The 20,157-nt window shown below is 52.5% G+C and carries 22 protein-coding genes; 16 read left to right on the top strand and 6 right to left on the bottom strand.

Annotated features, from left to right (window positions below; translation table 11 throughout):
- Nucleotides 1–53: 53 nt before the first annotated feature.
- Nucleotides 54–1,226, bottom strand: coding sequence for an ROK family transcriptional regulator (locus PKO01S_RS22985; RefSeq protein WP_127533786.1), 1,173 nt, complete (start codon nucleotides 1,224–1,226; stop codon nucleotides 54–56).
- Between the two features lie 458 nt (nucleotides 1,227–1,684).
- On the opposite strand from PKO01S_RS22985, the gene xylA reads away from it, so the two are divergent.
- Entirely contained in the window at nucleotides 1,685–2,998 is a 1,314-nt protein-coding gene (gene xylA, locus PKO01S_RS22980) for a xylose isomerase (RefSeq protein WP_127533785.1), read from the top strand.
- Between the two features lie 110 nt (nucleotides 2,999–3,108).
- Nucleotides 3,109–4,605, top strand: coding sequence for a xylulokinase (gene xylB, locus PKO01S_RS22975; protein ID WP_127533784.1), 1,497 nt, complete (start codon nucleotides 3,109–3,111; stop codon nucleotides 4,603–4,605).
- 225 nt (nucleotides 4,606–4,830) lie between these two features.
- On the opposite strand, the gene PKO01S_RS22970 is transcribed toward xylB, so the two are convergent.
- The 3 genes from PKO01S_RS22970 to PKO01S_RS22960 all read right to left on the bottom strand — a co-directional run bounded on the left by PKO01S_RS22970 (nucleotide 4,831) and on the right by PKO01S_RS22960 (nucleotide 7,163).
- Entirely contained in the window at nucleotides 4,831–5,250 is a 420-nt protein-coding gene (locus PKO01S_RS22970; protein ID WP_127533783.1) for a MerR family transcriptional regulator, read from the bottom strand.
- A 21-nt stretch (nucleotides 5,251–5,271) separates the two neighbouring features.
- Complete coding sequence (locus PKO01S_RS22965) at nucleotides 5,272–6,006, bottom strand: SDR family oxidoreductase (protein WP_127533782.1); 735 nt, start codon at nucleotides 6,004–6,006, stop codon at nucleotides 5,272–5,274.
- 245 nt (nucleotides 6,007–6,251) lie between these two features.
- Entirely contained in the window at nucleotides 6,252–7,163 is a 912-nt protein-coding gene (locus PKO01S_RS22960; protein ID WP_127533781.1) for a helix-turn-helix domain-containing protein, read from the bottom strand.
- Nucleotides 7,164–7,451: 288 nt separating this feature from the next.
- Between PKO01S_RS22960 and PKO01S_RS22955 the strand changes: the two genes are divergently transcribed.
- Entirely contained in the window at nucleotides 7,452–7,883 is a 432-nt protein-coding gene (locus tag PKO01S_RS22955) for a hypothetical protein (protein WP_127533780.1), read from the top strand.
- 51 nt (nucleotides 7,884–7,934) lie between these two features.
- Here PKO01S_RS22955 and PKO01S_RS22950 read toward each other — a convergent pair whose 3' ends face one another.
- The gene (locus PKO01S_RS22950; protein ID WP_127533779.1) at nucleotides 7,935–9,203 is read right to left on the bottom strand and encodes a BaiN/RdsA family NAD(P)/FAD-dependent oxidoreductase; all 1,269 of its coding nucleotides are present in this window, start codon (nucleotides 9,201–9,203) and stop codon (nucleotides 7,935–7,937) included.
- A 165-nt stretch (nucleotides 9,204–9,368) separates the two neighbouring features.
- Here PKO01S_RS22950 and PKO01S_RS22945 point away from each other — a divergent pair, with 165 nt between their 5' ends.
- The 8 genes from PKO01S_RS22945 (at nucleotide 9,369) to PKO01S_RS22915 (ending at nucleotide 15,075) form a co-directional block, all read left to right on the top strand.
- Nucleotides 9,369–10,256: an alpha/beta hydrolase gene (locus PKO01S_RS22945; RefSeq protein WP_127533778.1), complete on the top strand. Its 888-nt coding sequence runs from the start codon at nucleotides 9,369–9,371 to the stop codon at nucleotides 10,254–10,256.
- Nucleotides 10,257–10,527: 271 nt separating this feature from the next.
- Nucleotides 10,528–12,249 (top strand): ATP-binding protein, encoded by a 1,722-nt coding sequence (locus PKO01S_RS22940; RefSeq protein ID WP_127533777.1) that lies wholly within the window; start codon nucleotides 10,528–10,530, stop codon nucleotides 12,247–12,249.
- 49 nt (nucleotides 12,250–12,298) lie between these two features.
- Nucleotides 12,299–12,421: a hypothetical protein gene (locus PKO01S_RS29650; RefSeq protein ID WP_281278951.1), complete on the top strand. Its 123-nt coding sequence runs from the start codon at nucleotides 12,299–12,301 to the stop codon at nucleotides 12,419–12,421.
- Between the two features lie 13 nt (nucleotides 12,422–12,434).
- Nucleotides 12,435–12,833, top strand: a complete 399-nt coding sequence (locus PKO01S_RS22935; protein WP_127533776.1) for a DUF3905 domain-containing protein — start codon at nucleotides 12,435–12,437, stop codon at nucleotides 12,831–12,833.
- A 160-nt stretch (nucleotides 12,834–12,993) separates the two neighbouring features.
- Entirely contained in the window at nucleotides 12,994–13,428 is a 435-nt protein-coding gene (locus tag PKO01S_RS22930) for a BrxA/BrxB family bacilliredoxin (protein ID WP_127533775.1), read from the top strand.
- A 22-nt stretch (nucleotides 13,429–13,450) separates the two neighbouring features.
- On the top strand, nucleotides 13,451–14,260 hold the full coding sequence (gene nadE / locus PKO01S_RS22925) for an ammonia-dependent NAD(+) synthetase (protein ID WP_127533774.1): 810 nt from the start codon (nucleotides 13,451–13,453) through the stop codon (nucleotides 14,258–14,260).
- A 100-nt stretch (nucleotides 14,261–14,360) separates the two neighbouring features.
- Nucleotides 14,361–14,780, top strand: a complete 420-nt coding sequence (gene acpS, locus PKO01S_RS22920) for a holo-ACP synthase (RefSeq protein ID WP_127533773.1) — start codon at nucleotides 14,361–14,363, stop codon at nucleotides 14,778–14,780.
- A gap of 70 nt (nucleotides 14,781–14,850) precedes the next feature.
- Nucleotides 14,851–15,075, top strand: a complete 225-nt coding sequence (locus PKO01S_RS22915) for a hypothetical protein (RefSeq protein ID WP_127533772.1) — start codon at nucleotides 14,851–14,853, stop codon at nucleotides 15,073–15,075.
- A 64-nt stretch (nucleotides 15,076–15,139) separates the two neighbouring features.
- On the opposite strand, the gene PKO01S_RS22910 is transcribed toward PKO01S_RS22915, so the two are convergent.
- Entirely contained in the window at nucleotides 15,140–15,481 is a 342-nt protein-coding gene (locus PKO01S_RS22910) for a c-type cytochrome (protein ID WP_127533771.1), read from the bottom strand.
- Between the two features lie 166 nt (nucleotides 15,482–15,647).
- On the opposite strand from PKO01S_RS22910, the gene PKO01S_RS22905 reads away from it, so the two are divergent.
- The 5 genes from PKO01S_RS22905 (at nucleotide 15,648) to PKO01S_RS22885 (ending at nucleotide 20,101) form a co-directional block, all read left to right on the top strand.
- The gene (locus tag PKO01S_RS22905) at nucleotides 15,648–16,580 is read left to right on the top strand and encodes a helix-turn-helix transcriptional regulator (protein WP_164779718.1); all 933 of its coding nucleotides are present in this window, start codon (nucleotides 15,648–15,650) and stop codon (nucleotides 16,578–16,580) included.
- A gap of 10 nt (nucleotides 16,581–16,590) precedes the next feature.
- Complete coding sequence (mutY, locus tag PKO01S_RS22900; protein ID WP_127533787.1) at nucleotides 16,591–17,814, top strand: A/G-specific adenine glycosylase; 1,224 nt, start codon at nucleotides 16,591–16,593, stop codon at nucleotides 17,812–17,814.
- Nucleotides 17,811–18,446 carry a bifunctional 4-hydroxy-2-oxoglutarate aldolase/2-dehydro-3-deoxy-phosphogluconate aldolase gene (locus PKO01S_RS22895; protein WP_127533769.1) on the top strand — a complete coding sequence of 212 codons (636 nt, stop codon included), beginning with the start codon at nucleotides 17,811–17,813 and terminating at the stop codon, nucleotides 18,444–18,446. Before mutY ends, PKO01S_RS22895 begins: the two co-directional genes overlap by 4 nt.
- A gap of 277 nt (nucleotides 18,447–18,723) precedes the next feature.
- Nucleotides 18,724–19,422, top strand: coding sequence for a 4'-phosphopantetheinyl transferase family protein (locus PKO01S_RS22890; RefSeq protein ID WP_246070693.1), 699 nt, complete (start codon nucleotides 18,724–18,726; stop codon nucleotides 19,420–19,422).
- A gap of 190 nt (nucleotides 19,423–19,612) precedes the next feature.
- Nucleotides 19,613–20,101: a GNAT family N-acetyltransferase gene (locus tag PKO01S_RS22885; RefSeq protein ID WP_127533767.1), complete on the top strand. Its 489-nt coding sequence runs from the start codon at nucleotides 19,613–19,615 to the stop codon at nucleotides 20,099–20,101.
- The last annotated feature ends 56 nt before the right edge of the window (nucleotides 20,102–20,157 follow it).

Raw genomic sequence — 20,157 nt, 5'->3', positions numbered from 1 at the left:
GCGAAGCAAAAAGCCGCATCACACCTGTAGTGAGTGTGATGCGGCTGCAATCATTACCCCACGTTCCGCACCTTGCCGAGGAAGGTGTTGATGGCGTAGTAGGCGGCTCCGCGAACGGCGGAGCGATCCTGCAACTCGGCGAACAAGATGCGCATCCGTTCGCGGTGGTAGGACAGCGTGCGCTGATCGACTGCTTCCTGAACAGCTGCTTCAAGCCAGCGGCTTGCGTGGCTGATCCGGTTGCCGATGATAACAACGTCCGGATTGAAGACGTTGACGATGTTCGCAATGCCCGCGCCTAGATAACTGCCGATTGAGCGGAATAGTTCTATGGCGCGCTCATCGCCAGATTCCGCAGCCGCGACGAGACTGTCGAGCTCGCCTTCCAGCCCGGCCTCGGCAGCGCGGTCCAGCAGTGCATTCTCGGAAGCATACAGCTCCCAGCATCCGTGGTTGCCGCAGCGGCATGGCTTGCCGTTGTACTCGATAGATAAGTGGCCTAGCTCCCCGGAGAAACCGGAAGCTCCTTTATACAGCTCTTTATTCAAAATAATGCCTGTCCCGATCCCGATCCCGACACTCACATAGATCTGATGTGGTATGCCGCGTCCGGCCCCGTATTTCTGCTCGCCTTGAGCGCCGGCATTCGCTTCGTTATCGATCGTGACGGGCACGCCGAATTTCTCTTCGACGAGCTTCTGGAGCTCAATGCGCTCCCATTCCAGGTTAGGAGCGAATAAGATCGCACCTTTGTCATCGACGATACCCGGCACCCCAATGCCGATCCCGACGATTCCGTATGGACTGGCTGGAGCAAGAGCAATCAGTTTCTCGATGCATTCCGTCAATTGTTTCAAGCCTGACGCCATGTCCGGACGTTTCATCGACCACTGCCGTTCCTCAATCACATTGCCGCGCAGGTCGGTCAGCACGCCGCGAATGTAGTTAACGCCTAGATCGATGCCGATTGCATAACCTGCATGTGAGTTAAACAACAGCATGACCGGCTTGCGGCCGCCTTTCGATTCGCCTTGTCCGATCTCTTCAACAAGTTGTGCGTCGATAAGGTCGAGCACAAGACTGGATACGGTCGCTTTGTTGAGTCCCGTCTGCTCGGAAATCTGCGCTCTCGACAACGGTCCGCCTTTGAGCACGGAGTCGAACACGATCGCTGTATTAATTTTTTTTATCATCGTTTGATCGCCTGTAGGCTTCGGTTTCGCCATATCCTGACATCCTCTGCAACAATAGTGGTTATATTGTAACATAACCGCTGTGGTTTGTTTAGTCATTAAACGAAGTGAGGTGTCATGCGGCATAATATGAAGCCATCCGGCGGACATTTATAATATTGTGGCACCATTTAACATCAGGCCAAGACGACCGCATTTGCCGGCCATTTCAAAGTGTACTCCTTGGCAGTCAACGTGCTGAAGCGATGAATGAAGAAATCGGCCAGAGGCTACAATACGATGGATATGACAAAATAATGTTCAAAAACCGATCCAAAAAAATGTTTAAAAAACTTAGTTTGTTTAATAGACAAACCAAGTTCCGGAGTGGTATGCTGTCGTTAGAACATCGCATTGCGCTCGGTAACGAAGTTTCGGATCTATGATCTTCATAGCTGCCGCGCAGGCATCGCAGTTTTGAACTAAATCATACTGAGGAGGATCAGTTAACGATGGCTTATTTCGCTAACATTCCGCAAATTAAATTCGAGGGCAAAGGCTCCGACAATCCGCTTGCATTCAAACATTACGATCCGCAACAAGTTGTATTCGGCAAAACGATGGAGGAGCACCTCCGTTATGCAGTAGCATACTGGCACACTTTCACGGCAGACGGCACGGATCCATTCGGCGCTGGTACGGCTGTACGTGCTTGGGATAGCCTGGGCGCTCTTGATAAAGCAAAAGCACGCGTTGAAGCTAACTTCGAATTCATGGATAAGCTGAACATTCCTTTCTACGCTTTCCATGACCGTGATATCGCTCCAGAAGGCGCGACGCTGCAAGAAACGAACAAAAACCTCGACGTTATCGTCGCTATGCTCAAAGACGGCCAAAAAGCGTCCGGCAGAAAGCTGCTCTGGAACACGCAAAACATGTTCACGAACCCGCGTTTCGTTCACGGCGCAGGCACGGCAGTTAACGCTGACGTATACGCATACGCTGCAGCACAAGTGAAGAAAGGCCTTGAAGTAGGTAAAGAGCTCGGCGCTGAAAACTATGTATTCTGGGGCGGCCGCGAAGGTTACGAGACGCTTCTGAACACGGACATGAAGCTGGAGCTGGACAACCTGGCTCGCCTGTACCACATGTCTATCGCATACGCGAAAGAAATCGGCTTCGACGCACAATTCCTGATCGAGCCTAAGCCGAAAGAGCCTACGAAACACCAATACGATTTCGACTCGGCTACGACGATCGCATTCCTGCAAAACTACGGCCTGAAAGAGCACTTCAAGCTGAACCTTGAAGCGAACCATGCTACGCTGGCTGGCCACACGTTCGAGCACGAAATCCGCGTTGCTGCAATCAACGGCATGCTGGGCTCGCTCGATGCGAACCAAGGCGACATGCTCCTCGGCTGGGATACGGACGAGTTCCCTACGGACCTGTACTCCACGACGCTTACGATGTACGAAGTTCTCAAAGCAGGCGGCCTGGGCCGTGGCGGCGTAAACTTCGACGCGAAAGTTCGCCGTGGCTCGTTCGAAGTGGAAGACCTCTTCCTGGCTCACATCGCAGGTATGGACAGCTTCGCATGGGGTCTCAAAGCAGCAGCTAAACTGATCGAGAACAAAGTACTCGACAGCGTTGTTGAAGACCGTTATGCAAGCTTCAACTCCGGCATCGGCGCTGAGATCGTATCCGGTAAAGCAACGCTTGCTTCCCTGGAGCAATATGCGCTGCAAAACAACCCAATCGTTAACAAGTCGGGCCGCCAAGAGCGTCTCCGCCTGCTGCTTAGCGAAGTAATCTACAGCGTTTAATTAACATCTATACTCGAGACCGGTTAGCGGTTTCGACCACCATATATCAAGTTCAAAAAGTCGGCTATATAGCTGGCTTTTTGAACTGTTGAGGGGAGTATTGTCGGACGATGAGTTACGTAATCGGTATTGACCTTGGAACGAGCGCCGTTAAAGCGCTGCTCATTGATAAAGAAGGCAACGTACGCGGAGAGGCTACACGCGCATACCCGTTGTTCCACGAGCATTCCGGCTGGAGCGAGCAAAAACCGGATGATTGGGTAGAAGCTACGATTGAGTCGCTCAAAGAGCTGTCCGGTGCTGCAGGCGTAAATCCAGCAGAAATCGAAGGCATTAGCTTCTCCGGTCAAATGCACGGTCTCGTGCTGCTGAACGCTGAAGGCAACCCTGTCCGCAACGCCATTCTGTGGAACGACACGCGTACGACGGCGCAATGCCGCGAAATCGAGCGTACGCTTGGCGACAAGCTGCTGAGCGTTACCCGCAACCCAGCGCTCGAAGGTTTCACGCTGCCGAAGATCCTGTGGGTTCGCCAGAACGAGCCGCAAGCGTTCGAGCAATCGACGCTGTTCCTGCTGCCGAAAGACTATGTACGTTACCGGTTGACCGGCGAACTGCACATGGACTATTCGGATGCAGCGGGTACGCTGATGCTCGACGTTGCGAACAAGCAATGGAGCAGCGACGTGCTGTCGGCATTCGAACTGCCGGCATCGTTCTGCCCTCCGCTCGTTGAGTCGCACGGTCTTGTTGGCACTCTGCTGCCAGCAGTAGCGGATCGTTCCGGTCTGCCAGCTTCGGTCAAAGTATTCGCTGGCGGCGCGGACAACGCGTGCGGCGCTATCGGCTCGGGCATCCTGTCCGAAGGACTGACGCTGTCGAGTATCGGTACGTCCGGCGTTATTCTCAACTACGAGAATGACAAGGATGCTGACTTCGCAGGCAAAGTTCACTTCTTCAACCACGGCAAGGAAAATGCGTTCTACGCAATGGGTGTTACGCTGGCAGCAGGCTACAGCCTGAGCTGGTTCAAGAACACGTTCGCGGCAGGCGAATCGTTCAACCAAATGCTCGAAGGCGTTGGCGACGTGAAGCCAGGCGCTGGCGGTCTTCTGTTCACGCCGTACCTCGTTGGCGAGCGTACACCGCACGCGGACGCACAAATTCGCGCAAGCTTCATCGGCGTAGACGGTTCGCACCGCCGGATCGATTTTGCACGCGCGGTTATGGAAGGCATCACGTTCTCGCTCAACGAGTCCGTTGACCTGTTCCGCAAAGCCGGCAAAAAAATCGAGACGGTTATCTCGATCGGCGGCGGCGCGCAAAATCCAGTCTGGCTGCAAATGCAAGCCGACATCTTCAATGCAACGGTCGTTGCGCTGGAGAATGAGCAAGGTCCTGGCCTTGGCGCGGCGATGCTGGCAGCTTACGGCTGCGGCTGGTTCGCAAGTCTCGACGCTTGCGCAGACAAATTCGTGAAACGCGGCGCATCGTATGCACCGAACCCAGAAACGGTTGAAACGTACGCGGGTCTGTTCCGTATTTATCAGCAAGTGTATGAGCAAACGCGCGGCTTGAACACGGCGCTTGCTGCATACCGCAACTAATTCATATCCTTACCTTCACATAACGCGCAACCTGGCGCGACTATCACAAGCCGCTCTCTCGAGACTTAGACTCCGAGGGGGCGGTTTTTATTATTACATGGGTTGGAGTTGCTGTGGGAGGGGGGATCTATGAAAGGTAATGCGAAGCTAGGAAGAAGAGCATCGTTAATCGTCTTAGTTGTTTTACCGGCTCTCTTCTTCCTCATATCGCTCAATATGAAAGCTCTAATCGGCAAATGGGGATTTCCATTTTGTGTTCGTATCCGGATTTACAAGGACCTCTTTATATTTGTCAATTTTGAAATCAATCATCTTTTGTGTCTCCTGTAATCTGTCAATCTCGTTCTGAATTCTATTCTTGTGTTCGATTAGAATGCTGACTCTCTGAGTGAGTGAGGCTTCACCTATTTCGTACAGCTTTCGGAAATGCTTCATTTCTTCCAATGTCATTCCGGTTGCTTTGAGTCTCGTTAAAAAGACCATGCCGTTCAATTGATGTTTACTGTATGTTCTGTGTCCGCTTGCTTTGCGGTCGGCATACGGAAGTAAGCCGATTTTCTCGTAATAGCGGATCGTATCTTCTGACAGACCCGTGAATTCAGCCGCCTGTTTAATTGAGCTTACGGTTTCGGGAATGCCGGTCACTTTGCCGCACCTCCTGACGTATTACCACGGTATCACTCCGTTCTCATCAAAGAAACCGCCGTTCGGACCATCACTCGGAAGGGTGGCGAGTTTCACGACAATGGAAGCGCCCTGTTCAACGGTACGATAACCCGTATGCCCATTCAAATCCGTAGCTGTGTACCCTGGATCAGCTGAATTTATCTTGATCGGTGTATCTTTTAATTCTTTGGCAAACAAGACGGTTAGTGCATTGACAGCCGTTTTCGAACTCATGTAGGCGAGCAAATTTAATCCGTATTTTTCGGCATCCGATTCCGGGATATTATACTCGGTCAAGGATGCCAAGCCGCTCGAAAGGTTTACAATTCTGCCGGCAGGAGATTTTTTAATCAAAGGGAGCATTGCCTTCGTGACAGAAAAACTGCCGAAAACATTTGTCTCATAAGTATTCCTTAGAATCGTTAATTCATGTTGACTCGGAGGAAGACCGCTTTCCAAGCATACGCCAGCGTTATTAATCAGAACATCAAGCGCTCCATACTGATCATCAACTTGTTTTACTGCGGATTGTATGGTATCCAAATTTGTTATGTCCAGGGTAATTGCCTTTGCATTTATGTTCTCAGCCGTCAGGGCAGCCGTCGCTTCCTGTCCTCTTGCTGCATCTCTTGAACCGAGCAATATGGTGAATCCTAGTTTGCCCAATTGCCTAGCCGTCTCAAGACCAATACCTTTGTTCCCGCCAGTGATCAAAACTACTTTTGATGTGCTCATGATTACGCCTCCTAAAAGTGATATTTACTTGACTAACGCTCACTATACAACTTGGAGCACACTCCAAGTCAAGAGCAACATTCAAGATTAAAATGGCCTGTTATTAGACTATTTGGGGCGTTGGTTTAATAAAACTACCGTCTGTTGTGACACAAAAAGTGATGCACTATCGAGACAACGGTGCTAACGTAACTCCCTAAAAAAACACCCCGGAAGCATACGGCTTCCGGGGTGTTCTCGTCGGTCTATATACTGAAGCTGTAAGCGCCCCAAATCTCTTCCGGGCCGACGCCGAGCTTGTCTGCGATGAGCTTGGCGGTTAGCCGCTTCGGCTTTTTGATTTTGCCGTTGCGGATCTTGGATATGGTCGTCAGCGAAATGTGCGTCGAACGTGCCAGCTCAGTAACGGATACGTTCTTCGCGGTCATGAGTACCCTTAGCTTAAAGGAGGAGTCGACTTCCTCTTGTTTCGGCTCCAGATGCAGCAGGACGACCGCGCTGCTCTTGACCTCGCCTGTCCAATGGCGGAACGTCATGAATAAGGCGCGTGCCGTATAGGCATGCTCTCCGACCGAGATGCCGAACATACAGGCATGAGGTTTTCGGTTGGCCGACGAATAGTCGATCGCCCGTTTGACATGTCTTCTGTCGTTGACAGATACGAATTGAAGGACAGGCTGGCACAGAAACGTCGATGCGTCGTACCGTACGGGAGTCGTATAGCTTGTAATCGATTGTACTGTCATTTCTTTATCGAGAATGACCGATCCGAAGGCGCGCTCTCCGCGAATGACCGAATCGATCCATAGCTGCTCTGTAATATCGTGCAAAATGACAGCATACCGGGACTCGCGGCTGTCCGGCAGACTAATTCGCATCACTTCAAGCCGAACGTCGAATTCAACGCCGCTCTTCGAGCGAATCCGGCACCAAGGCACGGCTGCCTTCGCTTGGACCCATTCGCGCAGCCTTTCGAACGGCTCGCTTATTCCTACATGATCTACGACGAATTGTGAAGGAGAGGTGCCCAGCACTTGCTCCTTAGGATAGCCGCTCCATTCGCAGAAAGCGTCGTTCATATCGATTAATTGAAGCGTATCTTGCGAACAATCGATGATTAGAATTGGATCGGAACTAAACGAGAATACGTCGTACATGTGCTGGCACCTCTTTACGTTAGGATAGGTAACTCTAATCCGGAAATATTAATCTATTTTTATTTTAACATCTCTTATGTTATATAACATGACATAATTGAATGATTATTTGTAACATTTGATGAACGGGTTTAGATTTTTTTGTACAAATGGGTCAAAGTACAAGCCTTGGATGGATAAAAATGGGGTCGTGAGGGCAACGTAAGACGGCTGATCCGACAAACGCGTACGCTTTAATCGCGTGTATGTCCAACGGCGTTCATTACGTAAGCGGAAGGAGAATTGGGAATGGAAAGCACAAACGGCTCGGCGCTGCTGTTTCAATTCGCCGACAATGCCAGTGCGCAGGACGCAAGCACAACGCTTCGTGATCTCGGATATGATCCGGTTGCGCACGAAGGGGGACGCATTCATATTCATCTGGAGGGGAGCGATCTAACGTCCGCGCTGGAAATTGCAATGTCGCACGGCGGGGAGTTGGTCGAAGAGAAGCCTATTGATCCGCTTGCGGTAACAGGACTTGCCTATGGAATGGACAGCATTCCGATACCGGCTCATACGGTTAACGAGGATTGGACGGATGCTTATGCTTCCGGCAGCGGATTTTATGCGGATGAGAATGAGGGGCTTCACAATCGTGACGACGACGGCGAGGACGCCGATGCGTTCCGGCCCGACGACGGTTCTTACAATTATATATCCGGCGATGTCCATACCTAAACGAAAGGGCTGTTCCGTTGGTCTCGAAGCGACCACAGAACAGCCCTATGTTTACTTATATTGCGCTTGCGCAGCCGCGCTGCTGCCGGCAGCGTAGCCCGTCGAGAATGCAGCCGTAATGTTATAACCGCCCGTATAGCCGTGAATATCGAGCACTTCTCCGCAGAAGTACAACCCGTTCATCAGCTTCGATTCCATCGTTCTCGGATCAACTTCTTTCAGATGGACGCCGCCGCCTGTGACGAACGCTTCCTCGATCGACCGTGTTCCATAAGCGCGCAGAGGGAACGACTTCGCTGTTTTCGCCAGCTCCATCCACTGCTGCTTCGGAATATGATCGTACGTCAGTGTTTCCGGCAGACCGGACCGTGCCAGAAGGAGCGGAATCATTTTGTCCGGCAGGTAGCCGTGCAGCACGTTCTTGACCGCTTTCTTCGAATCTGTCTCCGCCAGCTTCAATGTCTCGGCATATACCTCGTCGACGGACTTGTCCGGCATCAAATCGATTGTGAGAATGATATTGCCGACCTGGAACTGCTTCAGCGCTTTAACAACGAATTGGCTGCAGCGCAATGCGATCGGACCCGAGACGCCGAAGTGTGTAAAAATCATATCGCCGCGGTGCTCGATGATCCGCTTGCCCTTCGGATTCCAGACAGACAAGCTGACATCCCGCAGCGACACGCCTTGCAGCTCCTTCGATACGATGAACGGCTCGTTCGAAGTGATGGGCACCTCCGTAGGGAACAACTCCGTAATGGTATGTCCCGCCTTCTCCGCCCATGCATATCCGTCACCGGTCGAGCCGGTATGCGGAACCGATTTGCCGCCCGAAGCGACAATGACGGCCGCCCCGGTAATCCGTTCGCCCGAGCGCAGCCGGACGCCGGCCACTGCGCCGTCCTTATACAGCACTTCGTCAACCGGTGCATGTGCGCGAATATCGACTCCTTGCTTGACCACTTGATTAACAAGCGCGTCGACGACCGTCTTCGCTTTGTCCGTAACCGGGAACATGCGCCCGTTGTCTTCTTCCTTCAGCTTAATGCCCATGCTCTCAAAGAAAGCGATGATATCTTTGTTGCCGAAGCTCGTCAGGGCGCTGTATAGAAACCGGCCATTGCCCGGTATATGTTTCACCAGCTCGTCCATCTCTTTGTTGTTCGTCACGTTGCACCGGCCTCCGCCGGAAATGCCCAGCTTCCGTCCGAGCTTATCGCCCTTATCCAGCAGCAGAACGCGTCCCCCAGACGCGCTGGCAGCTACTGCGGCCATTAAGCCGGCGGACCCGCCGCCTATAATAATTACATCGTAAACCATTGTTCTTCCGCCTCCGTGTCATCGCTGCTATGCCCTTCATTGTAAACGGATTGAGCACTATTAGCAAAGAACTCGTCCGTCCTTTGAATCGTGGCGAATAAACCGCTTGCAATTCTCATACAAAAGTGATAAACGTATGTAAAACAAGACGAAGGACGTGCAGCGATGAACCGGTCTCATCACCTCGGACATCCCATCCCATTTACGCTTGCCAGCCCGGTTGACCGGCTGTCGATTCAGGCAGCCGAATGGCCCGCCAATGGAGAGCCCGTCGGTGTCGTATGCGTCGTTCACGGCATGGGCGAACATAAGGGGAGACAGACTGCCATGATCCGCCCGCTGTGCGAGTCGGGCTTTGCCGTATTCCATTACGATCAGCGCGGACACGGGCAGTCCGGAGGACGGCGGGGACATGCGCTTCGATTGTCCGATTTGACGCGCGACCTCGAAGCGGTCGCTGCCGAAGCAGCCAGCCGTTATCCGTCGCTGCCTTTATTCGTATACGGCCATAGCATGGGCGGCAATATAGCGATTAATTACGCGCTTCGGCATCAACCGAAGCTGGCGGGCGTTGTGCTGTCCAGTCCATGGCTTAGGCTGTCGTTCCAGCCGCCTGCGTGGAAAGTGCGGCTTGGCAGAGTCGTCGGCAAGCTATGGCCGACATTCACGCAATCAACCGGCTTAAGCTCGGGTGCTTTGTACCGGCCGGGCCACCCGGAACCGGCACCGACTACCGACGAGCGTTCGCATGGACAGATAACGGCTTCGATGTTTACGTCTGTTGTTGACGGAGGAGAATGGGCGATCGCGCATGCGGAAGAATGGAAAGCTCCGCTTCTCATTCTGCATGGCACGGCGGACCGTATTACTTCATTCGAAGCGAGCCGCGAGTTAGCAGCTAATGCGGGCTCGCCGCAATGCACGTTCATTCCGGTGGGAGGCGGCTATCATGAGCTGCATCACGATCCGGAAGGATTAGAGACGATGCAGATCATAGCCAGATGGCTAGCTGAAAAGACTGAAACATTTTACATAAACGGTCAATCGAATTAACATTGCCTTAACAATGATATGGAATAATGAAGACACCCTATTTAAAAGTTGAAACGACTTCTAGTTCCTGATTATTCCATTAGAGGCTAAAATAACGTTGGCAGTTGTCTATTTGGACGGCTGCTTTTTTGTTTAACCAGTAAACAAATAGGAATTGTAAAAAACGTTGTAGTCAAATTGCTTGAAGTATGATTTAATCTGTGATAACTGATGGAAAATTTTATTTAATTGTATTGATTAATAGTCGTGTGTCGGAGGAGGCAAGTAGCGGATGTGGCAAACGATGATTTTGCAAGTATTCATATCTATGCTGCCGCCGCTTGTTTATCAGTTGTGGCATGACAGGCCGAATTATGACGCCAAGCGGGGCGCTTGGTTTACCGGGATCGTCTGCGGCATATCCATGGTGCTGTGTATGTTGATGTCGATGCATATGGAATCGGGCTATCAATTCGATATCCGGCTTATTCCATACATCATCGGTTCCTTGTACGGCGGATATTGGAGCATGGGGGCGCTGACTCTCTTATACACGAGCTTAAGAATTCCGTTCTTTAATACGGATGGCGAGTGGTTGGCTTTCGGAATGTTCCTCATTATTTTCTGTCCGATGGTGCTGCTGTCCATTCAACCTTTCCAACTCGCTAGACGGAAGGACAAGCAGAAGATTGGCGCGGTGCTCATAACGGTGCTGCAGCTGTTCTATGGCACAACGATGTTGATCGATATTATCCTTTCGAAGCCGAAGCTCATGTGGGAACACGTATGGATCCTTATCGGCTTAATTGTGCTGTCCTATCTTGTATTATGGTCTTCCATTCTGATTATCGAAAATATGCGCGAGAAGCAAATGCTTCACCGCCAGCTCAGGCGGATGTCGGAGAAATATCGGGCCGAGGTGCAGAAGCTTCAGCAGTTCATTGATGAGACGCCGCTCGGCGTTGTCCTTCTCGATTCGGAAGGAAGAGTAACGCACCTGAATGAAGTGGCGCATATGCATTTTACTCCTTCAACCGATAAAGGGGCCGTGCACGAAATGCGGGGCTGCACTTACTTGGAGCTGATCGATCCGGTACGGGATGGTCAAAGCATCAGTATGCTGCAGAAGGCGCTCAGAGGCAGCCGTACTTCGGTAGAGCTCGTGGAGACGGAAGGGCGGGTGCTCGTGAAGACCGCCTTTACAATGCGGGATAACGAAATGACGGGACCGACTTCGATAACCGGAGCGGCTCTTATCATGCATGACATTACGGAGCTTCGCCACTTGCGCGATGAGCTTGGCCGAATGGACAGGTTGAGTCTGGTCGGTCAGATGGCAGCCAGCATAACACATGAGATCCGTAATCCGATGGCGGTTATCCGAGGATTCGTCCAGCTGATGAGAGAACGGGCGAATGAAGGCCAGATCGAATATTTCCGCATTATTATGGAAGAGCTCGACCGGGCGAATGCGATCATTAACGACTTCCTGTCGCTGGCGCAGAACCGGCTGATCGACAAGGCGCATTCTTCGCTGAACGATCTAATGTCGGAGATGCTGCCGCTCATTCAAGCAGATGCGAATTTGCGTGGCATCCAAGTCGAGTGGCATCCGAAGCCGGGATTGCCGGCGCTGCTGCTGAACGATAAAGAGATGAAGCAGCTTATTCTGAATCTTGCGCGCAACGGCCTGGAAGCGATGAAGGAAGGCACAGGCGTATTGCTGCTCTCGACCGATTTGCTGCCAGGAGCAGTGGTACTGCGGGTGCAGGATACCGGAATTGGGATTTCGAAGGAACAAATGGCTAAGTTGTTCGAACCGTTCTTCACGACCAAATCAAGAGGAACGGGGCTTGGCTTGCCCGTATGTCTGAGCATCGTCGAACGGCACAACGGCAGGATCGACGTTGAATCGGAAGAAGGAAACGGCACGACGTTCGTCGTCACATTCCGTCTCGAGGAAGGCGAAGCCGAAGCCGCAGTTGCGGCAGAGGAGTATAAGCGAATCGGATAAGGATTTACCCGGCCGAGCATACTATCGCTTGGAAGGGGGTCAAACGACGATGAGCAAGAAGAACAACTCGCAAGACACAGCTGCAGCGAAGCAGCGTTCCGGTTCCGGGAAAGCGCCGGAGACACAAGGTTACGATAAGAAGCTGGATGGTCCTAACCGTCCGTCTACATAAGGCGGATATCGCGATGAGCAGAGAACGGTATGAAGACTGGCTGGACGAACGCGATGCTGAGGCGTACGGACATGCGGACAATCCGGAACTTGATCCCTATGAGATTAATTTTTTGCCCGCATACCGGAAGGGAAGAGGACCGAGGGCGCCATTCGTCAATCGGTATGGCGTTGTTATTGGGGATCATCTGTATGCCTCACCGGAGTCGCCGCTCGAACAGTGGTCGAAGGATACGGATCCTTCCGTAATGGCAGGGGACGATTGGGTTCATCCTTATAAGGACATCGGGTTTCTAACGGCGGATAACCGGGCGGTCTTCGAAGAAGGCGCTGCTGTGCAGGCTGGTATATTGCTGCATCCCGATAAGGATGCAGGTTATGCGTCCGATCCGCCGTCATCCGGCAAACCTTAAGAGGATCAAGCGACAGGCTTGCTGCCGGACGGTTCGATTCGATTGCTCTAGATGGCAAGCAGCCGGGAATACGCCGGCTGCTTTTTCTTTACTTTCATTTTCCGCGAGGTTTATAATATCAATAATAAGTAACAATAATTTTGAAAGGTGAGTGAGGTACATGTCAATGTCCTTCGAACGATATATGCTGGATATGGTTCAACCGATGCGCGACGATCTGACGCGTCTTGGCATTCAAGAACTGCGCACGCCAGAACAAGTTGAGGAGAATATCCCTAATGCGAAAGGCACGGCGCTTGTCGTCGTTAACTCCGTATGCGGCTGCGCCGCAGGCCAATGCCGTCCTGGCGTTGCTGCAGCGCTTCAACATGACGTAACGCCGGAGCATCTGTACACGGTGTTCGCTGGCCAAGATAAGGAAGCTACGGCGAAAGCGCGCGAGTACTTTGCACCATACCCGCCATCGTCGCCTTCCATTGCCGTAATGAAGGATGGAGAGCTCGTTCACTTCATCGAGCGCCATCAGATCGAGAACCGTTCGGCTGAAGAGATCGCGGCTGATTTGACGGCTGCTTTCGATCGCTTCTGCCGGTAATCGCAGAAAGGACGGTAATGCGATGAGTTTGCAGCGCGAAATTATAGAACGGCTCGGCGTACAGCCGACGATCGACGTCGATGCGGAAATTCGCAAACGGGTCGATTTTCTTAAAAGTTATGTTCTCAAGTCCGGAACGACGGGACTGCTCATCGCGATTAGCGGCGGCATCGACAGCGCAGTTGCAACGGGCCTGTGCAAGCAGGCGACGGATGAGCTGTCTGCCGAAACCGGCAAGGAATACATTACGCTAGGCGTGTTCCAGCCCTATTCGGAGCAAGTCGACATTTCCGACAGCTACGCGACGGCAGAAGCTTTCAAGCTGACGCACCGTGTGGAGACGAATATCGGGGAAGCGGTTGACGAAATTTCGCTCGAAGTAGAGCACAGCTTGAAGTCGATCGGAATTAACCGCCATATTAGCCGCGGCGGCAAAGGCAATGTCAAAGCAAGAACACGCATGGTCATGCAGTATGCGCTCGCGTTCGATCTGAACTTGCTTGTCGTCGGTACGGACCATGCTTCCGAGGCGATCACGGGCTTCTATACGAAGTGGGGCGATGGAGCGGTCGACATTACACCGCTTAGTTCTTTGAACAAACGCCAGGTACGCCAGATTGCTGCGAAGATCGGCGTTCCGCAGAGTGTTCTCGACAAAGCGCCGACGGCCGGACTATGGGAAGGCCAGACGGATGAGAACGAGCTTGGCATCAGCTATGAGGATAACAGCAGCTATCTCGAAGGCAAGGAAATTGATCCAGCCGTAAGAGAGAAGCTGGAGAAACAATATTTGCGTACGGAACATAAACGTTCGCTGATTCCAGGCATTTAAGGAATCGGGCTAAGAATAAGCCGGGATACGATCGCATGCGAAGCGAGCCGTCCCGGCTTTCTTGCAGATACAGGGATACGCTTGAAACGGAGGAGAAAGGTTGATTATCGGAATCGGACACGATATTGCCGACATTGACCGGGTGGCAGGCATACTGGAGAAGGAATCCGGAGAACGGTTCATGCGACGCGTCTTAGCGGGACCTGAGCTAGAGACGGCAGCCCAGCTGGCAGGCAGACGGCTTGCGGAGTTCGTAGCGGGCAGATTCGCAGCGAAGGAAGCGGCCGTAAAGGCTCTCGGATGCGGAATCGGCGCTACGGCAGGCTTGCATGACGTCATTGTAACGCGAGATCCGAACGGTAAGCCTGAGCTGCTGCTGTCGGTGTCGACACAGCGCAAGCTGGGCTGGATTGGAAAGACGGAAGCGGCTGGCAGCACTAGCTCCAGGCGCATACACGTTACGATTACACATGAACGCGGATTAGCTTCCGCTTTCGTCGTCATTGAGCAGCTTGGATGATTAAGCTTCGCACCATTTGCCCATAGTAGGAATAATGTGACATTATTCCATGCGGCAAGGGGTGGAAGGGATGAACAAGCGGTGGAAGACGGTTAGAGAACGGTACAGAACGGGTGCGCGCGTACGGTATGACGGTTTGTATACCGACGGGTGGGGAGGAGAACTGTTGCTGCTTAGCGGTGACCGGTTCCCGTGTCATCCGGAGATGGGGCCGACCACGTGGACCTATGCTTCGGTGCTTGCACATTCGCATTCAATCCGGGATGCGGAGATCGGCGGCCTCGGCCGATTGTGAGGAAGAAGCTGCTATATTAATTCCGGCATCGGCTTAAGCCGGTCAGCATTCATTGCTGACCGGCTTATTGGCGTGCGGCGAGCCAGTTGCCGAGCGCTTCAATCTCGGCAGTCGAGAGGCGGTCCTTGAACGGCGGCATAATGTCTCCGCCTTCCGTGATTTGATGAATGATCTCTTCTTTGGTCATCCGGGCGCCGACGGTGCGAAGATCGCTTTCGGGACCGACCTTGCCGCTCAAATCTGCGGCATGGCAGCTGATACATTTCGCTTTGTAGAGCGCAACCGTATCGGCTGGGCCATCTATGGCTTTGGAAGCTTGGCCTGCATTGCCGCTTGAAGAGCCGCAGCCTGCGAGAACGGCAACTGCCGCTAGTGCAACTAAGGGGAGGAGCCTTGCAGTAAACATCGGATAACCCTCTCTTCCGAACCTGCTAATTGCAGCAGTAACTATTATTTCAATTATACCATAACGGGATTTCGGCTTCTCTTTGCCGCGCAGTCTCTTTATAATGAGGGAAGGCTGTATTATTACGCCAAGCAACGATGAATCCAACACTAGGAGCTTAATGATATTGGCATACGATAGCATATTGCATAGAAAACTCAATCAGATGGATGCGGAGCATGTGCTGAGCGGTATATCGAGCAGGGAAGCAGGCTGGACGAACGATTCAACCGGTAGAGAGTTAAATCGACTATTCTACCCCGTGGCAGGGGAAGGATGGCTGCAAATAGAAGCAGGAAGAATGAAGATGGAGCCTGGCAAGCTGTATTTGCTGCCGGGAGATGCGGAGCTGTCGTTCGGCACTGAAGGGAGCGGCAGCTTCGTCTTTTATTGGACGCATTACAAGATGAACATGGGCGATTACAACCTGCTCAAGGAGCTGGAAGTTCCATTCTGGACCGATGCGGTTAATCGTCAAGAACTGATCGAGCTGTTCGAGAAGCTAATCCGGCTGCAACAGACCGAAACAATGCTTCAAGGCTGGCGGAGAAAGGCGGCGCTCCTTGAGCTGATCGCTTGCTTCATGGAGGGCGCCGGGCTGGAACGCAAGATCGAGGCTAAGCAAGAAGTAATGGAACAATTCGACGACGTGCTCAGTTATATCGAAGACAACATGTCGGAGAGCATATCGATCGAGCAACTGGCTTCGATCGTCTGTCTCCATCCGAACTATTTTATAACGATGTTCAAGAGCTTAACCGGCACATCGCCGGTCCACTATATGAACGAACGCCGGCTGGAACAGGCAAGGACGCTGCTGTCGGAGACCGATATGGCAGTGGCGGACGTTGCTGCGCGCATCGGCATGCAGAATCATTACTTGTCCCGGCTGTTCAAGCAGCATTACGGCGTAACGCCGCGCCGTTACCGGGAATTGTCGCAGTCGATTGATGGAGCCGTTCAACCGGCAGAACCTAAGGCATGTACTGGGGATACGGGAAGGGAGGAGGGTTTAACTCATGAACGGAACTCGCGGTTTGGTTCAGGAAGAAACGAATAAGAACGATGGCATGCAGACGATGCCTGCGTCTGCATCATTTTTTGGTACGGAGCTGCTTGGCTGGTACGATGTCGTAAAGCGTAAGCTCCCTTGGCGGATCAACCGGGACCCCTACCGTGTATGGGTATCCGAGATTATGCTGCAGCAAACGCGCGTCGATACGGTTATCCCTTATTATGAGCGGTTTATGGCGAGGTTTCCTACCGTTCAGGTGCTTGCGGAAACGCCGGAGGAAGATGTCCTGAAGCATTGGGAAGGCCTCGGGTATTACTCCCGCGCACGGAATCTGCAGGCTGGCGCTAAGGAAGTCGTCGACCGGTTCGAAGGCATCGTGCCGGACGATGCGGCGTCTGTTGCTTCTCTGAAAGGGGTAGGCCCTTATACGGCAGGGGCGATCATGAGCATTGCGTTCAATCGTCCGGAACCAGCGGTAGACGGCAACGTCATGCGCGTACTGTCGCGGTTCTGGCTGCTGGAGGACGATATTGCCAAGCCTTCGACCCGTGTCCGTATCGAGAAGCTTGCAAGGGCAATCATTCCGGAAGGACGGGCAGGCGACTTCAATCAGGCGCTCATGGAGCTCGGCGCGCTGGTCTGCACACCGAAATCGCCGGGCTGCTTGACTTGTCCGGTAATGGAGCGGTGCGAAGGAAGACTGGCGGGCAAGGAGAAGGAGTTGCCGATTAAGACGAAGGCGAAGCCTCCTCGTCCGGAACGTCGGCTAGGCGTCATTGTCGCGGGCAAAGGAGAGCGTGAGGGACAAGTGCTCGTCCGGCAGCGGCCGGAGACGGGGCTGCTTGCGCGCATGTGGGAGCTGCCGCATGTGCTTGTGCCGCAAGAAACGGAGAAGGCGCCCGCCCCTGCGATGGCTGACCAGTTGGCAAGAATGCTTCATGAGGATACCGGTCTGCTGCTGCGTCCAATACGTCATCTTACGGAAGCAGAGCATATATTCAGCCATATTCATTGGAAGATGGACGTATTCGAGGCGGACATGCCGGCCGGGCCTGGTGCAGGGAGTGCAACCGATACAGCGGGCGCTGTCGCGGCGGAATCGCCGGGCGAATACGATGCGGCGGCGATAGGTATCCTGCAGGCGGCCAATGATGCCGGATTGCCGGAAGGCTACCGATGGATCGGGCCAGACGCGATGGAGACACTGACTTTTCCTAATTTATTTATTAAGCTGCTTCGGCAATATTGGGGAATCGACGGAAGGGGATCATCGAAATGAGCGAATTGCTGGATATGCTGGAGCGCCATCGGATCGTCGCGATATTGCGCGGTATCGAAGAAAGCCGTGCGGACCGGACGGCGCAGGCGATTATCGACGGCGGTGTAAGGCTGCTGGAAGTGACGATGAATACGGACGGAGCGGCTGCTATCATTAATCAATGGCGGACGAAGTTCGGCGGCGGGGAGGCCCGGATCGGAGCGGGAACCGTACTGGATGTTCAAATGGCTCAGGAGGCGGTAGCTGCTGGTGCACAGTTTCTTATTTCGCCTAACCTTGATGAAGAAGTCATTGCTTACGGCGCGGAGCGGGGAATATCGGTATGGCCTGGCTGCATGACGCCAACGGAAATCGTACGGGCTTGGAAGGCAGGGGCCGAGGCGGTTAAAGTGTTCCCGATGGGCACGCTCGGCTGGAAGTATCTAGCTGAGATACGCGCGCCGCTCGATCGTATTCCGATGCTTGCCACCGGAGGTGTCAATCTCGATAATATCGGCGATTATTTCCGTGCTGGAGCGTGCGCAGTCGGTATGGGGACGAAGCTCGTCGATATGGATTGGGTACGTGCAGGCGAGTACGAACGGATTACGGAGCGTGTGCGGCAGTTCGTATCGGCGGCTGAAGGGATATAAGAACAAAAAAAGGAGCCTGCAGCTTACGCGCTGCAGGCTTTTCAATGTATTACTATATCAAAGGGGGGTCTTGTCACTTATTATAGGCTGTTAAGATGAAACGAATCTGAGCGGAATGTTACAGGTTGATTACAAAATAGAATGGAATGACTTGTGTATTTTTCACTAAATGAAAGTTTAGAAACCAGTACCAACTGTGTTCAGTAAAGGTTATAATTTCCTAGTGTGAAGGTTATCGGAAACGAGATATAGAGAGAGGCTGGAGGGTGAAGGGTTGATGGTTGAACTGTTCATGGTCCGAATTAATGATAAGATTAGTCCCTCGATTATTCACCAAGATGTACTGCCTACCTTATCTGCCAATCGGCAGGACCGAATTCGCAAATATAGACGGGAAGAAGATGCCCGGCGATCAATCGTAGCGGAGATGTTAATACGGGCTATTGCGATGGACAAGCTGAAGTTGTCGAATGACAAGGTCGTCTTCGGAGCGACCTCTTATCAAAAGCCATATCTCATCCATGATGAAGCATTCCATTATAATTTGTCGCACTCAGGCGAGTGGGTCGTATGCGCTATAGACAGCTTGCCTGTCGGGGTCGATGTCGAACAGATTAAGCCGATTGATCTGGACGTCGCGAGACGGTTCTTCTCTGCTTCGGAGTATGCGGATCTGATGAGCAAGCCGGAGCCGGAGCAGCTCGCTTACTTCTACCGTCTATGGACACTGAAGGAGAGTTATATTAAGTCGGTAGGACAGGGATTGTCGATTCCGCTGGATTCGTTCACTTGTCAGATAAGCGAGACGAATAACAGCGCGCGGATTGAGGAGTCAGGGAGACCGTATTATTTGCGTACGTCGATGTTAAATGAGTATATGGTGTCCGTGTGTGCGGAGCAGGAAAGCTTTGCGCGTCCGATCGAGCTGCAGGAAGAGACATTAATCCGCCGTTATTTGAATTTGCTGAATCGTTAAAAGGACAAAAAAAGTAGCCTGCAGCGTACGCTGCAGGCCGTTGCAATAACATCTCTATATTAATAAAGGGGGGTCTTGTCAGTTATTATAGGCCTCTTATATGAAACAAACCTTAGAGTAATATTACGGATCGATTACAAATTCGAAACCGTTTGCATTGCTGCGGATAAGAAATACGAGGGGGATCCGTTTGGAGAACGATCAAAGAACGGCGGATGGCAGCTATATCCGGCGTGCTATTGAGGGAGATGCGGAAGAGCTTAGCCGAATAGCCTATGCATCCAAAGCTTATTGGGGTTACGATGACCAGTACATGATAAGCGCTAAGCCTTTTCTAACGATAACGTCTGAACATATCCATCGTAACGAAGTGTACGTACAGGAACGGAGCGACGGCATTGCCGGATTCTATTCGCTGCGGTTGGAAGGCCGGGAAAGCGAGCTTGTGTGGTTATTTGTCCGCCCGTCGTTTATTGGCAAAGGGATGGGATCGCTGCTGTGGAACCACCTTGTGCACCTTGCCGATTCATGCGGTGCGCAGAGAATGTACATTGTTTCCGATCCGAACGCAGAACGGTTTTATTTGGCCAGAGGAGCGAGCAGAGTTGGCACAAAGCCCTCCCTTGTTGATCCTTCGATAGCAATGCCTTGGCTGCGGTACGATTTGCGGCGATCTTGAGCTGATGTCCGGCCAATCCGTGGTATACGTCTAAAACAACAAGAGGGATCTCACGC

The sequence above is a fragment of the Paenibacillus kobensis NBRC 15729 genome (assembly GCF_004000825.1).
In the GTDB taxonomy this organism is placed as follows: domain Bacteria; phylum Bacillota; class Bacilli; order Paenibacillales; family Paenibacillaceae; genus Paenibacillus_T; species Paenibacillus_T kobensis.
Note: the sequence above shows the minus strand (reverse complement) of the source record. Positions and strands in the feature narration are given on the sequence as shown.

What these genes read in the sequence shown, in the direction of transcription:
- PKO01S_RS22985 (WP_127533786.1), bottom strand. Translation starts at nt 1,226, where the DNA reads ATGGCGAAACCGAAGCCTACAGGCGATCAAACGATGATAAAAAAAATT.
- xylA (WP_127533785.1), top strand. Translation starts at nt 1,685, where the DNA reads ATGGCTTATTTCGCTAACATTCCGCAAATTAAATTCGAGGGCAAAGGC.
- xylB (WP_127533784.1), top strand. Translation starts at nt 3,109, where the DNA reads ATGAGTTACGTAATCGGTATTGACCTTGGAACGAGCGCCGTTAAAGCG.
- PKO01S_RS22965 (WP_127533782.1), bottom strand. Translation starts at nt 6,006, where the DNA reads ATGAGCACATCAAAAGTAGTTTTGATCACTGGCGGGAACAAAGGTATT.
- PKO01S_RS22960 (WP_127533781.1), bottom strand. Translation starts at nt 7,163, where the DNA reads ATGTACGACGTATTCTCGTTTAGTTCCGATCCAATTCTAATCATCGAT.
- PKO01S_RS22955 (WP_127533780.1), top strand. Translation starts at nt 7,452, where the DNA reads ATGGAAAGCACAAACGGCTCGGCGCTGCTGTTTCAATTCGCCGACAAT.
- PKO01S_RS22950 (WP_127533779.1), bottom strand. Translation starts at nt 9,203, where the DNA reads ATGGTTTACGATGTAATTATTATAGGCGGCGGGTCCGCCGGCTTAATG.
- PKO01S_RS22945 (WP_127533778.1), top strand. Translation starts at nt 9,369, where the DNA reads ATGAACCGGTCTCATCACCTCGGACATCCCATCCCATTTACGCTTGCC.
- PKO01S_RS22940 (WP_127533777.1), top strand. Translation starts at nt 10,528, where the DNA reads ATGTGGCAAACGATGATTTTGCAAGTATTCATATCTATGCTGCCGCCG.
- PKO01S_RS29650 (WP_281278951.1), top strand. Translation starts at nt 12,299, where the DNA reads ATGAGCAAGAAGAACAACTCGCAAGACACAGCTGCAGCGAAGCAGCGT.
- PKO01S_RS22935 (WP_127533776.1), top strand. Translation starts at nt 12,435, where the DNA reads ATGAGCAGAGAACGGTATGAAGACTGGCTGGACGAACGCGATGCTGAG.
- PKO01S_RS22930 (WP_127533775.1), top strand. Translation starts at nt 12,994, where the DNA reads ATGTCAATGTCCTTCGAACGATATATGCTGGATATGGTTCAACCGATG.
- nadE (WP_127533774.1), top strand. Translation starts at nt 13,451, where the DNA reads ATGAGTTTGCAGCGCGAAATTATAGAACGGCTCGGCGTACAGCCGACG.
- PKO01S_RS22915 (WP_127533772.1), top strand. Translation starts at nt 14,851, where the DNA reads ATGAACAAGCGGTGGAAGACGGTTAGAGAACGGTACAGAACGGGTGCG.
- PKO01S_RS22910 (WP_127533771.1), bottom strand. Translation starts at nt 15,481, where the DNA reads ATGTTTACTGCAAGGCTCCTCCCCTTAGTTGCACTAGCGGCAGTTGCC.
- mutY (WP_127533787.1), top strand. Translation starts at nt 16,591, where the DNA reads ATGCAGACGATGCCTGCGTCTGCATCATTTTTTGGTACGGAGCTGCTT.
- PKO01S_RS22895 (WP_127533769.1), top strand. Translation starts at nt 17,811, where the DNA reads ATGAGCGAATTGCTGGATATGCTGGAGCGCCATCGGATCGTCGCGATA.
- PKO01S_RS22890 (WP_246070693.1), top strand. Translation starts at nt 18,724, where the DNA reads ATGGTTGAACTGTTCATGGTCCGAATTAATGATAAGATTAGTCCCTCG.